The sequence below is a fragment of the Sphaerisporangium sp. B11E5 genome (genome assembly GCF_039871875.1).
Taxonomy (GTDB): domain Bacteria; phylum Actinomycetota; class Actinomycetes; order Streptosporangiales; family Streptosporangiaceae; genus Sphaerisporangium.
Genome location: NZ_JBDPMD010000015.1, coordinates 100981 through 114587 on the forward strand (window position 1 = coordinate 100981; position 13607 = coordinate 114587).

At 72.9% G+C, this 13607-nt stretch carries 11 protein-coding genes; all 11 read left to right on the top strand.

Annotation, left to right across the window (positions count from 1 at the left end; all coding sequences use genetic code 11):
- Positions 1-113 precede the first annotated feature (113 nt).
- The 11 genes from ABGB17_RS16810 (at position 114) to ABGB17_RS16860 (ending at position 13526) form a co-directional block, all read left to right on the top strand.
- Positions 114-1148 carry an ABC transporter substrate-binding protein gene (locus ABGB17_RS16810; protein ID WP_347630397.1) on the top strand — a complete coding sequence of 345 codons (1035 nt, stop codon included), beginning with the start codon at positions 114-116 and terminating at the stop codon, positions 1146-1148.
- Entirely contained in the window at positions 1145-1996 is an 852-nt protein-coding gene (locus tag ABGB17_RS16815; RefSeq protein WP_347630399.1) for an ABC transporter ATP-binding protein, read from the top strand. Before ABGB17_RS16810 ends, ABGB17_RS16815 begins: the two co-directional genes overlap by 4 nt.
- Positions 1989-2936, top strand: a complete 948-nt coding sequence (locus ABGB17_RS16820) for an ABC transporter permease (protein WP_347630401.1) — start codon at positions 1989-1991, stop codon at positions 2934-2936. The genes ABGB17_RS16815 and ABGB17_RS16820 overlap by 8 nt, the downstream gene beginning before the upstream one ends.
- Positions 2936-4288 (top strand): LLM class flavin-dependent oxidoreductase, encoded by a 1353-nt coding sequence (locus tag ABGB17_RS16825; RefSeq protein WP_347630403.1) that lies wholly within the window; start codon positions 2936-2938, stop codon positions 4286-4288. The genes ABGB17_RS16820 and ABGB17_RS16825 overlap by 1 nt, the downstream gene beginning before the upstream one ends.
- Positions 4285-4812 carry an NAD(P)H-dependent oxidoreductase gene (locus ABGB17_RS16830; protein ID WP_347630405.1) on the top strand — a complete coding sequence of 176 codons (528 nt, stop codon included), beginning with the start codon at positions 4285-4287 and terminating at the stop codon, positions 4810-4812. The genes ABGB17_RS16825 and ABGB17_RS16830 overlap by 4 nt, the downstream gene beginning before the upstream one ends.
- On the top strand, positions 4809-5318 hold the full coding sequence (locus ABGB17_RS16835; RefSeq protein WP_347630407.1) for a flavin reductase family protein: 510 nt from the start codon (positions 4809-4811) through the stop codon (positions 5316-5318). The genes ABGB17_RS16830 and ABGB17_RS16835 overlap by 4 nt, the downstream gene beginning before the upstream one ends.
- 71 nt (positions 5319-5389) lie before the next feature.
- Positions 5390-6094 (top strand): helix-turn-helix domain-containing protein, encoded by a 705-nt coding sequence (locus ABGB17_RS16840; RefSeq protein ID WP_347630409.1) that lies wholly within the window; start codon positions 5390-5392, stop codon positions 6092-6094.
- Entirely contained in the window at positions 6072-6992 is a 921-nt protein-coding gene (locus ABGB17_RS16845; RefSeq protein WP_347630411.1) for an ABC transporter ATP-binding protein, read from the top strand. Before ABGB17_RS16840 ends, ABGB17_RS16845 begins: the two co-directional genes overlap by 23 nt.
- Complete coding sequence (locus ABGB17_RS16850; protein ID WP_347630413.1) at positions 6989-8596, top strand: ABC transporter permease; 1608 nt, start codon at positions 6989-6991, stop codon at positions 8594-8596. The genes ABGB17_RS16845 and ABGB17_RS16850 overlap by 4 nt, the downstream gene beginning before the upstream one ends.
- A gap of 203 nt (positions 8597-8799) precedes the next feature.
- The gene (locus ABGB17_RS16855; protein WP_347630415.1) at positions 8800-9183 is read left to right on the top strand and encodes a hypothetical protein; all 384 of its coding nucleotides are present in this window, start codon (positions 8800-8802) and stop codon (positions 9181-9183) included.
- A 17-nt stretch (positions 9184-9200) separates the two neighbouring features.
- The gene (locus ABGB17_RS16860) at positions 9201-13526 is read left to right on the top strand and encodes a caspase family protein (protein ID WP_347630418.1); all 4326 of its coding nucleotides are present in this window, start codon (positions 9201-9203) and stop codon (positions 13524-13526) included.
- The last annotated feature ends 81 nt before the right edge of the window (positions 13527-13607 follow it).

Genomic DNA, 13607 nt, shown 5'->3' on the forward strand with positions numbered 1-13607 from the left:
CGCCCCGCCTCTCCCCCCGCGTGGCCGACGCCGCCCACGCCCGTTCCCTGTGCTTTCGCCGGCCCGCGACCGGGTCGCGCGAGCATGCCCGTTCTCCGTGAGGACGAATTCCCGTGATCAGAATCAGACACGCCCTGCTGCCCGTCGCGCTGGCCGCCGCGCTCGCGTCCGTACTGGCCGGCTGCGGCGCCGCCGCGGGCCAGGGCGCCGCGTCCGGCGGCCCGGGTGCGACCGAACTTCGTTACCAGGGCAACGCCGGCCAGGTCACCTTCGCCGAGCTCGCCGCCGACCTCGGCTACCTCGGTGACGTCAGACTCAAGTGGATCGGCAACACCACCTCAGGACCCCAGGACATCCAGTCCGTCGCCACCGGCCAGATCGACTTCGGCGGCGCCTTCAACGGGGCGATCATCAAGCTCAGGGCCGCGAAGGCGCCCATCAAGGGGGTGATCGGCTACTACGGCTCCGACAAGGAGAGCTTCAACGGCTACTACGTCAAGGAGGACAGCCCGATCAGGACCGCGCGCGACCTGATCGGCAAGAAGATCGGCGTCAACACCCTCGGCGCGCACCACGAGGCCGTGATCAAGGAGTACCTCAAGCGCAACGGCCTGACCCCCGAGCAGATCAAGCAGGTCGAGCTGGTCGTCGTCCCGCCGGTCAACACCGAGCAGGCCGTGCGGCAGGGCACGCTGGACGTCGGCACGCTCGGCGGCGTCCTCAAGGACAAGGCGCTGGAGCGCGGCGGGCTGCGGCCGCTGTTCACCGACGTCGAGCTGTTCGGGCCGTTCACCGCGGGCGCGGTCGTGTTCCGCGAGGACTTCATCGCCCGCGACCCCGGCACCGTGAGGACGTTCGTGGCGGGCTTCGCCAAGGCCGTCGACTGGGCGCAGACCCGTCCTCGCGAGGAAGTGGTCGCGAAGTTCGAGCAGATCATCGCCGAGCGCGGGCGTAACGAGGACGCGGGGGCGGTGAGGTTCTGGAAGAGCACCGGCATCGCCGGCAAGGGCGGGGTGATCGCCGAGAGCGAGTTCCAGACCTGGATCGACTGGTTGGAGCGCGAGGGCGAGATCCGCCCCGGCCAGGTGAAGCTCGGCGACCTCTACACCAACGAGTTCAACCCCTACGCGAACGGGAGCGTTTCATGACCGCCACCCTCGACCAGGTCACCGGCTGGGAACCGGGCGCGACGGAGGCGAAGATCGCCATCAGGAACGTCCGCAAGGAGTTCCCGGTGCGGGACGGCGGCACGCCGATCGCCGCCCTGACGGACATCTCGCTGGACGTGCGTGCCGGGGAGTTCCTCACGCTGGTCGGGCCGAGCGGCTGCGGCAAGTCCACCCTGCTCGACCTGGTCGCGGGCCTGACCACGCCGACGTCCGGGGAGATCCTGCTGGACGGCGCGCCGATCACCGGGCCCGGCCTGGACCGCGGCATCGTCTTCCAGCAGTACGCGCTGTTCCCCTGGCGCACCGCGCTCGCCAACATCGAGTTCGGCCTGGAGTCCAAGGGCGTGCCGAGACGGGAACGGGCCGAGCGGGCCCGGCACTACCTGGAGCTGGTCGGGCTGGCCGGCTTCGGCGAGCGCTACCCCCACGAGCTGTCCGGCGGCATGCGGCAGCGGGTGGCCATCGCGCGCAGCCTGGCGTTCGACCCGCAGGTGCTGCTGATGGACGAGCCGTTCGCCGCGCTGGACGCCCAGACCCGCGAGTCGCTCCAGGAGGAGCTGCTGCACATCTGGCACCGGACCGGCAAGACCGTCGTCTTCATCACGCACGGCATCGACGAGGCGGTCTACCTCGGCCGCCGGGTCGCGGTGATGACCGCCAGGCCCGGCCGCATCAAGGAGATCTTCCCCGTCGACTTCGACTCCCGCGACGGCGACCTGCGCGCCAACCCCGCGTTCGGCGAGTACCGCCACCACGTGTGGACGCTGCTGCGCGAGGAGGGCGCCGGGGCGACGGCCAAGCGTGAGGTGGTGAGCCGCCGTGGCTGAGCCGCGCACCGCGGAGGCGGGCCGGAACGTGGCCGTCGCCGAGGGGCCCCGCGAGGGGACACCGGAGGAGTACCCCGGCGACGTCCACTGGTACGACCTGCCCGACGACGACGCCGCGCCGGAGGAGGACGAGAAGCCGCGGACCGCCGGGCGGTCGCCGTGGCGCCGGTTCTCCGGCGCCGTGCGCCACGGGGGCTCGCGGGCGGTGCGCAACTCGTCGGCCATCGCGCTGCTGCTCGCCGTCTGGGAGACGCTGCCCCGCATCGGGGTGGTGGACCGGGTCTTCGTGCCGCCGCTCTCCGAGGATCTGGTGGCCTGGTACGACCTGCTGCTCAGCGGGCAGCTCGCCGAGCACTTCCAGGCGTCGGTGATCCGGTCGCTGTCCGGCTTCGGCCTCGCCATCGCGCTGGCCGTCCCGCTGGGGCTCGTCATCGGCTGGTACAAGCCGGTGGCCGACCTGCTCACCCCGCTGCTCGAACTGTTCCGCAACACCTCGCCGATCGCCCTGCTGCCGGTGTTCATCCTGATCCTGGGCCTGGGCGAGTCCTCCAAGGTCGCCTTCGTGCTGTACGCCTGCGCGTGGCCGATCCTGCTCAACACCGTCAGCGGCGTGAAGACCGTGGAGCCGATGCTGATCAAGTCGGCCCGGTCCATGGGGCTCGGCCCGGTCACGCTGTTCCGCAAGGTCATCCTGCCCGCGGCCGTGCCCACCATCTTCACCGGCATCAGGCTCGCCGGGGCGTACTCGATCCTCGTGCTGCTCATCGCCGAGATGGTCGGCGCCAAGGCCGGGCTCGGCTACCTCATCAACGACGCCCAGGCCAGCTTCCGCATCCCCGAGATGTACGCCGGGATCATCACGATCTCCGTGGTCGGCCTCTCGTTCAACCTGCTGCTGCTCCTCGTCGAGCGCCGCTTCTCCACCTGGAGGACCACCTGATGTCCCGTCGTACGCTGCACCTGAACGCCTTCCTCATGGGGGTGGGCCACCACGAGGCCGCCTGGCGCCACCCCCGCACCGACCCGGCCCTGATCACCGACGTGCGGCACTACCAGCGGCTGGCCGCGATCGCCGAGCGCGGGAAGCTGGACTCGGTGTTCTTCGCCGACGGGCTCGCCCTGCAGGGGGACGTCCGGCACAACGCGCTCGGCTGGCTGGAGCCGCTCACGCTGCTCGCCGCGCTCGCGGCGGTCACCGAGCACGTCGGCCTGATCGCCACGGTGTCCACCACGTACAACGAGCCGTTCCACGTCGCGCGGAAGTTCGCCTCGCTCGACCACATCAGCGGCGGGCGGGCCGGGTGGAACATCGTCACCTCCGCCGGCGAGGCCGAGGCGCGCAACTTCGGCATCGAGCGCCCCGCGCACGCCGCGCGGTACCAGCGGGCCGGCGAGTTCCTCGACGTGGTGACCAAGCTCTGGGACAGCTGGGAGGACGACGCCGTCCTGCGCGACCGCGACGCCGGGCGGTACGCCGACTCCGGGAAGATCCACGCGATCCGGCACACCGGGGACCACTTCGGCGTCACCGGCCCGCTCAACATCGCCCGGCCGCCGCAGGGGCACCCGCTGCTCGTGCAGGCCGGGTCGTCGCAGGACGGCATGGAGTTCGCGGCCCGGCACGCCGAGGCCGTGTTCACCGCGCAGCAGACCCTGGAGGACGGCCAGGAGTTCTACGCGGACCTCAAGGGACGCCTCGCCAGGTACGGCAGGCGGCCCGAGCAGGTCGTCGTGCTGCCGGGCATCTCGCCGGTCATCGGCTCCACCGAGCGGGAGGCGCTGCGGCTGGAGAAGGAGCTGGAGGACCTGATCATCCCGGCTTACGGCCTGGCGCAGCTCTCCCAGATGACCGGCATCCACCTCGGCGAGGACGACCTGGACAGGCCGCTGCCCGACGTCGGCGTGGAGACCGAGGGCGCGCAGAGCCGCCGCAGGCTGGTGGTCGAGCTGGCCCGCCGGGAGGACCTCACCGTGCGGCAACTGCTCGGCCGCCTGGCCGGCGGGCGGGGGCACCGCGTGGTGGCGGGCACGCCCGAGCAGATCGCCGGCCAGATCCAGCTCTGGTTCGAGAACGGCGCCGCCGACGGCTTCAACATCATGCCGCCGATCCTCCCCGACGGGCTGTCGCTGTTCGTGGACCACGTGGTGCCCGAGCTCCAGGCCCGGGGCCTGTTCCGCACCGAGTACACCGGGCGCACCCTGCGGGAGAACTACGGCCTTGACCGTCCCCCGTCCCGCTTCGCCCGTGAGGACGGCGCCGGCGAGCACCGGGAACTCGTGGTGGCGTCATGAGCGGCCTGGTCGCGCTGATCGGCAACCCGAGGCCGGGGTCGAGGACCCGCACCGTGGCGCTGCGGGCCGCGGAGGTGGTCGGCGGGCGCGCCGGGCTCACCGAGCCGCTGGAGGTGGTGGACCTGTCGGCGCTCGGCCCGCACCTGCTGTCCCCCACGCCGTCGCCCGGGGTGGAGGTGGCGCTGGAACTGGTGGCGGGCGCCCGGGTGCTGCTGGTCGCGAGCCCTACCTACAAGGCCACCTACACCGGGCTGCTCAAGGCGTTCGCCGACCGGCTGCCGCCGCGGGCGCTGCGCGGCACCGTCGCGCTGCCGCTGCTGGTCATGGGCGACCCCCGGCACGCCCTGGCCGTCGAGGTGCACCTGCGGCCACTGCTGCTGGAGCTCGGCGCCACCGTGCCGACCCCCGGGCTCGCGCTGCTGGAGGCGCAGATCCCGGACCTGGACGCGGTGCTCGCCGAGTGGGCCGACCAGGTGGCTCCCCAGGTGGCCGCCGCGGGGCTGCGGCAGGGGGCCGGGGCATGACCGAGATCCTCCCCGGCCCCGCCGTGGACCCGGCGCGGTTCCGCCGGGTGCTGTCCGCGCACGCCGCCGGGGTCGTCGTCGTCACCGGGCAGACCGGCGGCATCCCCGCCGGGCTGACCGCCACGTCGTTCTCGTCGGTCAGCCTGGAGCCGCCGCTGGTGTGCTTCTACGTCGACCAGAACTCCACCACCTGGCCCAGGCTCAAGGAGGCCGAGCAGTTCGCGGTGAACATCCTGGCCGGGGACCAGGCCGAGCTCGCCGCGAGGTTCGCCCGCCCGGGTGTGGACCGGTTCGCGGCGCCCACCCGCTGGCGTCCGGGGCCGCTCGGCACGCCGCTGCTCGGGGACACCGCCGCCCACCTGCTGTGCGCGCCGTACACCAGCCTCGACATCGGGGACCACATCCTCGTCGTCGGCCTGGTCACCGACGCGCGGGTGCACACGCCCGACCATCCGCTGCTGTACCACCGGGGGCGTTTCGGGAGGTTCATGCCGCACGGCCGCTGACAGCGACGGGCTACACGTGTGTATAGTGTGCTGTACATGCGAGTAGGAACCTGTACAGATGTGGAGCGAGCATGGTGGCAGGCGCGTCCGGTGACCGCGCGGCGGAGGACCTGACGGCCCGCGCCCGCATCCGGGACGCGGCCCTGCGCCTGTTCGCCGAACGGGGCATCGACGGGGCCAGCATCCGGGACATCGCCGCCGAGGCGGGGGTGTCCTCGGGGCTGGTCCGCCACCATTTCGGCTCCAAGGAGGCGCTGCGCGACGCGTGCGACTCCTACGCCATGGACCGGCTGGACGAGATCCGCGGGGAGCTCTTCCGGGAGGGGCACATCAACTCCGGGTTCATGATCGAGACGCACCCGGCGGTGATGCGGCTGCAGCGGTATCTCGCGCGCTCGATGATGGACGGCTCGGACCGGGCCACGGCGATGTTCGACCGCAACCTCAGGCTGGGCGAGGAGTGGATCGCCCAGCAGGGGATCACCGTCACCGACCCGCGGGCGTACATGGGCGTGATGATGGTGATGCAGATGGGACTGTTCACCATGCACGAGCAACTGTCGCGCGTCCTCGGTGCCGACGTCCGCGAGACCGAGGGGTACGTCCGCATGGCGCGGGGCCTGGTGGATTTCTACTCGCACGCTCTGCTCAGCCCGGAGATCGCGGCGGAGCTGCACGCCACGCTGGAGCGGCTCCAGCATGGTTCCCCCACAGGAGGCGCGCGGCACACCGCGCGCCCGAAGGAGTACGACGATGACCGAGGCGATCCACGCTGAGGGCTTGGTCAAGACATTCGGCCGCACCCGCGCCCTCGACGGGCTGAACCTGTCGGTGCGGACCGGAGAGGTCCACGGGTTCCTCGGGCCGAACGGCGCCGGGAAGACCACCACCATCCGCATCCTGCTCGGCCTGATGCGGCCGGACGCCGGGACCACCCGGCTGCTCGGCGGCGACCCCTGGGCCGACGCCACCGAACTCCACCGCAGGCTGGCCTACGTGCCCGGCGACGTGACGCTGTGGCCGAACCTGTCCGGCGGCGAGGTCATCGACCTGCTCGGCCGGCTGCGCGGCGGGCTGGACAAGAAGCGGCGCGACGAGCTGCTCGAACGCTTCGACCTCGACCCCCGCAAGAAGGGCCGCGCGTACTCCAAGGGCAACCGGCAGAAGGTCGCGCTGGTCGCCGCGCTGTCCTCCGACGTCGAGCTGCTGCTGCTCGACGAACCGACCTCCGGGCTCGACCCGCTGATGGAGGAGGTGTTCCGCGAGGTCGTGCGTGAGGAGCTGCGCCGCGGGGACCGCACCGTGCTGCTGTCCAGCCACATCCTGTCCGAGGTCGAGGCGCTGTGCCACCGGGTCACCATCGTGCGCGAGGGCCGGGCCGTCGAGACCGGCACCCTGGACGACCTGCGCCACCTCACCCGCACCACCATCGACGCCGAGCTGTCCGCGCCCGTCACCGGGCTCGCCGAGTTGCCCGGCGTGCACGACCTGCGCGTCGACGACGGCCACGTGCGCTTCGACGTCGACGTCGACGCGCTGGACCCGGCGCTGCGCCAGCTCACCGCCGCGGGCGTGCGGAGCCTCGTGAGCAGGCCGCCGACGCTGGAGGAACTGTTCCTGCGCCACTACGAGCGTGACGGCGCCGCGGCACGGGAACCGGAGACCGCCCGATGAAGGCCTTCACGGGCACCGGCAAGCTGGCCCGTCTCATCCTGCGGCGCGACCGCGTGCTGACACCGATATGGGTGCTCATGCTCGGCGTGATCCCCGTCTCGTACGTGGCGTCGATCAACGAGCTGTTCCCCACGGCGCAGGCGCGCCAGGGGTACGCCGACGCCAGCACCGGCAACGCCGGGTTCATCGCGCTGTACGGCCCGCTGTCGGGGTCCGGCGTCGGTGAGCTGACCGCGTGGCGTGCCGGGTTCATCCCGGTCATGATCGGCCTGTTCAGCATCCTCACCGTCATCCGGCACACCAGGACCGATGAGGAGGCCGGCCGCCGCGAGCTGCTCGGCGCCACGGTGGTCGGACGGCACGCGGGTCTCGCGGCGGCCGTCCTCACCACGGTGGTGGCCAACGCGGTCCTCGGGGTGGTGCTGGCGCTCGGCATGCTCGGGCAGGGACTGCCCGCCACCGGGTCGTGGCTGTTCGGCCTGGAGTTCGCGGTGTGCGGCTGGGTGTTCACCGGCGTCGGCGCCGTGGCCGCGCAGCTCACCGAGAGCGCCGGCGGCGCACGGGCGCTCGCCATCGTCACCCTCGGCGTGGCGTACGTGCTCCGCATGACCGGGGACGTCAGCGCGCTGTCCGACGGGCCGCTGTCCTGGCTCACCTGGTTGTCGCCGATCGGCTGGGCACAGAAGATCGCCCCGTACAGCGGCGACACGTGGGCTCCCGGCGTGCTCGCCGCGGCCGTCTCCGTGCTGCTGGTCGTGGTGGCCGTCGCGCTCTCCGCGCGGCGCGACGTCGGCGCCGGCCTGCTGCCGTCCCGGCTCGGCCCCGCCTCGGCGGCGCCCGGGCTGCGCTCGCCGCTGGCGCTCGCCTGGCGGCTGCACCGCGGCCTGCTCGCCGGGTGGATCGCCACGTTCGCCGTGGTCGGCGTGCTGCTCGGCGGCGTCGCCGACAGCCTCGGCGACCTGATGGGCGACAGCCGCGAGATGAAGGACATCATGACGAGACTCGGTGGCGTCGCCGGCCTGGTGGACAGCTACTTCTCCGCCATGATGGGCCTGTTCGGGCTGATCGCGGCGGCGTACGGCATCCAGGCCACGCTGCGGCTGCGCGCCGAGGAGAGCGCCGGGCGGGCCGAGCCGCTGCTCGGCACCGCGGCGGGGCGGCTGCGCTGGGCGGGCAGCCACCTGGTGTTCGCCGCACTCGGCCCGGCCGCCGCGCTCGTCGCCTCCGGGCTCGGCCTCGGGGTGGGCTACGGGGCGAGCGCCGGCGACGTCGCCGGCCAGGTGTCCCGGGTGCTGCCGGGGGCGCTGGTGCAGTTGCCCGCGGTGTGGGTGCTGACCGCCGTGTCGGTCCTGCTGTTCGGCCTGCTGCCGCGCGCCGCCGCCGTGAGCTGGGGGGCACTCGTGTTGTGCCTGCTGATCAGCCTGGTCGGCGGCGCCATCGGGGTGGACCAGTGGGTGCTGGACATCTCCCCCTTCACCCACGTGCCCCACCTGCCCGGCGGCACGGTGACCGCCACCCCGCTGGTGCTGCTGGCGACCCTCGCGGCCCTGCTCACCGGCACAGGGCTCGCCGCACTGCGCCGCCGCGACGTGCCCGTCCTGTGACACCCGGGTGCCCGGCCCCGGCCGGGCACCCCGCCGGAGGCCCCGCGCGCAACACGAAAAGTGCATCAGCCAACGAACGCCTCATAGCTCCACAAAGTGCCTGAGCGTGACGGAGTCGTTGCACTGAATCATCGCCACGGCGTGCCGTCCGGCGGAATACTGGAAATCGTCCCGATGGTCCACGGCGCGCGGGGTGTGACGTAATGGACATGCTCATCACGACGGACGGCCCCGCCGACGATCTGCGCGACCTGTACATGTGGCTGACCGGCGAACCCGAGCTACGCGGCCAGGCCTCTCTCCGCGAACGCCCCCCGCCTCCCGGCGCCCTCGGCCCGGTCCTGGACGGCCTGCACGTCGCCCTGGGCTCCGGCGGCGCCGTCGCGACCCTCGCCGGCGTCGTCATCGCCTGGCTGAAGACCCGCCCCGCCGAGATCACGGTAAGGCTCAGACGCGGCGACGACGAGTTCGAGCTCACCGCCACCGGCGTGAAGTCCCTCGACGCGCCCGCGCTGGCCGACCTCACCAAGAGGGTCGCACAGGTCGCAGAGAAGTCTTTGACCTCCGGCGAGGACACCACCGGTTGAGCCCGGAAGGAGGCCCGATGGTGACCGGCCCGCTCTTGGCCTCGGCCGGAGCCCGGGTGCTCCTCGCGGGCTCCAGCCGGACCGCCCCCGGGTCGCGGCTGCCTCCGGTGGACGCGGTCCCGCGCACGCTCACGGACCTCGGCGACGCCCTGACCAGTCGAGCCGAACTCGACCCCGGCGGGCTCACCACCCTGCTCGACCCGGCCGGTCCTGGTGACCTGTCCCAGGCGCTGAACGACACGGCGCGGCAGGCCACCGACGTCATGGTCTTCTACTACATCGGCCACGGCCTGGCCGGCCCGGGCAACGAGCTGCACCTCGCCACCCGTGCCACCCGTGACCTCGGCGCGGGCGGCGCCCGGTACCAGGCGCTGCCGTACTCGGACGTCCGTGAGACCCTTTCCCAGCGTTGCCGGGCCCCGCTGGTGCTGGTGGTCCTGGACTGCTGCTTCGCGGGCCGGGCCGGCGGCGTCACCGGCAGCGCCGCCGACGACGCGTTCGACAGCACGCGCTGGGCGGGCGCCTACCTGCTGGCCTCGGCCGGGCGGGACGGCCCCGCCTGGGCCCCGTCCGGCCACCCGCACACGGCCTTCACCGGTGAACTGATCACCCTGCTGAGGGACGGCGACCCGGCGGGCCCTCCCGAGCTGACCCTGGACGCGGTCTACCGCTCGCTGGCCCGCACCCTGCCCGCCAAGGGCTTCCCCCGCCCCCGGCGGCAGGCCGCCGACCTCGGGGACCACCAGGTGCTCGCCGCCAACGCCGCCTACCACCCGCCCGCCGCCCCGCCGCTACCCGGCCCGGCGGACACCGGCGACAGCCCGTACCGTGGCCTCACGTCCTACGGCCCACAGGACGCCCGGTTCTTCTTCGGCCGCGACGAGCTCACCGCCACGTTGCTCTCCCGTATCACGGCGTCGCCGGACGTCCCGGTGGTGGTCACCGGCCCGTCCGGCTCGGGCAAATCCTCGGTCCTGCGCGCTGGCCTGCTGCCCGCGCTGTCCCGCGCACCAGGCCCCCGCCCGCTCTGCGTCGTGCTCACCCCGGGCACCGACCCGGTCGGCGCTCTCGCCCACCGTCTCGCCGGCGTCGTGCGCGGCGACGAGACACGGCTGCGCGCCCGCCTGGACGAGGGCGGCTCCCCCGCTGAGGGTCTCGCCGATGCGTTGCGCGGCTCGGGCGCGGAGGGGCTCGTCGTGCTGGTGGACCAGTTCGAGGAGCTGTTCACCGTCTGCGAGGACGAGAGGCAGAGAGGTGTGTACATCCGCGCCCTGACCGCCCTCTGCGCCGCCTCGGACGCGGGCACGGCTGTCACCGTGGTGCTCGGGCTGCGGGCGGACTTCTTCGGGCACTGCGCGCGGTACCCGGCGCTGGTGGAGGCGCTCCGGAGCCCTGAGGTCGTGCCGCCGCTGACCGTGGCACAGTTGCGGGAGGTCATCGAGCGGCCCGCGGCGCTCAGTGGCCTGACCTTGCAGGACGGGCTCGCCGACCTGCTGCTTGACGACATCGGCGCGGATTCCGGCGGTACGCTCCCGCTGCTGTCCCACGTGCTGCTCGCCACCTGGCGGCACCGCGAGGGCGCCGTGCTCACGCTCGCCGCCTACCGCGCCACCGGCGGCCTGAGCCGCGCCCTGGCCAAGACTGCCGACGACACCCTGACCCGCCTCGGCCCGGACGGCGAGGACATGGCACGCCGGGTGTTGCTCCGCATGGTCCGCCTCGGTGACGGCACCGAGGACACCCGCCGCCGGGTCCCTCTGGCCGAGGTCCTGCCGGACGGCGAGGAGGGGCACGCCGCCAAGGTGCTCGCCGCGTTCGTGGACTCCCGCCTGGTGACCGCGGGCACCGGCACCGCCGAGATCGCCCACGAAGCCCTGCTGCGCCACTGGCCGCGCCTGCGCGCCTGGATCGACGCCGGCCGCGCCGGCCTGCTCGTCCGTCAACGCCTGGAGGACGCCGCCACGGCCTGGGACCGCGAGGGCCGTCACCCGGCCATGCTGGACCGGGGTCCCCGCCTGGAGGCCGCCGCCGCATGGGTCCGCGACACCGCCGGGCGCGAGCTGAGCCCGCTCGCCCACGAGTTCCACCAGGCGGGCCTGCGCGCCCGCGACACCGACGTGCTCGCCACCCGCCGTCGCGCCCGTATCCGCGGCCAGGTGATCGCCACGCTCGCCGTACTGCTCGCCCTCACCCTCGGCCTCGGCGCCCTCGCCGAGACGGCCCGCCGCAGAGCCGACGCCGAGCGCGACACGGCCTTGGCCAAGAACGTCGCCACCCGCGCGACCGAGCTACGCAGATCCGACCCGGTCACCGCGATGCGGCTGAGCGTCGCCGCCCATTCCATCTCCGCGAGCGCGGAGACCGACTCGGCACTGTTCGGTTCCCTGACCCAGCCGGAGCTATCGGTGTCCAGGCCGCCCGGTGGCCGGGTCACGTACAGCGCCGACATGCGGGTAATGACGGTGATGAACCAGGAAGGCACCCACCTGTACGAGGCGGGCGGTCGCCGTCTCGCCACGCTCGCCGGCGTCCCGGCCGATCAGGTGGTGTCCGCGGTGCCGGGCACGGACGGGCGGACGGTCCTGCTCGGGTTCCTGGACACGATGGGCCGCTACACCGTCTGGGACACTCGTACCGGGCGCCGCACCGACGACCTCCCTGGACGGCTGCCCCGGTTCGCCGATGACGGCAGGTCGCGGATCGCCGACACCGGAATCGAGGAGCGAGTGCTGCCGGGACCGGACTTCACACCCGTCGCGGGCATGCCTACGGGTGGCAGGGCCGACGTGAGCCCGCGGGGTGACCTCGCCGCCGTGTACACCGATGACGGATACGTCGAGTTGTGGCGTCTCTGGCCGCGGCGGGAACGAGTCGCCCGTCTCGGCGCCGGCGGGAGGGGCGCCGCGCGCCGCGGACTGGTGCTGCGCGACATGACACTCAGCGCCGACGGTCGCCGGGTGGCTCTCGCCGCCGCGCAGGACGGCGTGCTGGTGCTGGACGCGCGGCGGCCCGCGGATCCGCGGACCGCTCCCGTCGGCGGCGAGGGAGAGGCCTACGCCATGGAACTGGCCGTGTTCAGTGGCAACGGCGCCGTGCTGGCCACCGCGGACGGTTTCTCCGTCCAACTGCGCGACCCGGTCACCTTGGAGGTTCTCGCGAGATTCTCCTATCCCGGCTTCGAACCGATCAGCCTCGCTTTCGGCCCCGGTGACCGTGTGCTGATGATGGGAGACACGAACGGTACCGTGCGCGTCGTGGACGTGGCGGCGCTCACGAGCCCACCCGTTCTCGGCGGGGAGGCCCCGAGCGTGGGCGCGCGGTACAGCGCGGACGGCGCGGTGCTCGCCACGATGACCGCGGGCGCGGTCACGTTCTGGGACCATCGCGTGGGCCGCCGTCTCGGTACGGTCCCCGGGCCGTGGGAGACCGAGTGGCGGAGTCTGGACAGGACCAACGTCGTCGTTCCCGCGATGGCCTTCAGCCCCGACGGACGCACTCTCGCCGTCCCACGGTCCGACACAGCGGTCGCTCTGATCGACGTCGCGACGGCGCGGGTCCGAGATGTGATCGAAGTGCCCGTGGAGGGCGAGTATCCGGTCGAGCTGCTCGCGCTCGCCTTCAATCCCGTGGACGCCGGTACCCTCGCGATCTCCATGTCCGACAACAGGGTGAGACTGTGGGACGTGGTCTCCCACCGGGAGAAAAGGACGATGACCAGCGACGTGGTCATCACGACCATGGTGTGGAGCCCGGACGGTAAGGTACTCGCGCTCGGTCACCCTTCGTCCACCCGGCTGTGGCGGCCCGCTGCGGGTGACACGAGTCTGCCGTTCCAGCAAGAGGCGAGCAGCGAGCCGTTGGCGTTCAGCCGTGACGGGGCGCGGCTGGCCGTGCGCGGGGAGAACGACTGTAGCTGCGAGAACCAGATCGCCGCCGAGGTCGACGCGCGGGTATGGCTCTGGGACCCCGCCACCCGCTTGCCGGTGTATCCGCCACTGGCCGGGCATGAGGACACGGCCGTCGCCGCCGCGTTCTCCCCGGACGGGAAACTGCTGGCCACCGCCGGCGCGGATGCCACCGTGCGTCTGTGGGACACCCGCACCCACCGGCCCGTCGGGGAACCCGTGACCGGATTCACCGGCGCCGTGCTCGCGGTGACCTTCGACGACGGGGGCCGCACCGTGTCCGCGGTCGACGCGCGAGGGACGGCGCGGACCGTACCCGTGAGCCCCGGCCGCCTGCTGCCGGCCGTATGCGCCCGCGCGGGCGGCGGACTGTCCGAACGGGACTGGGATGCGCTGATCCCTGACCTGCCGTACCGGCCCACCTGCCTACGACCGTGAGCGAATGATCTCTTTCACGTCCTGGTGGTTGAGGGAGAAGACGACGCGCAGGGCGCCGTCGCGGTACAGGCGGGACAGGAC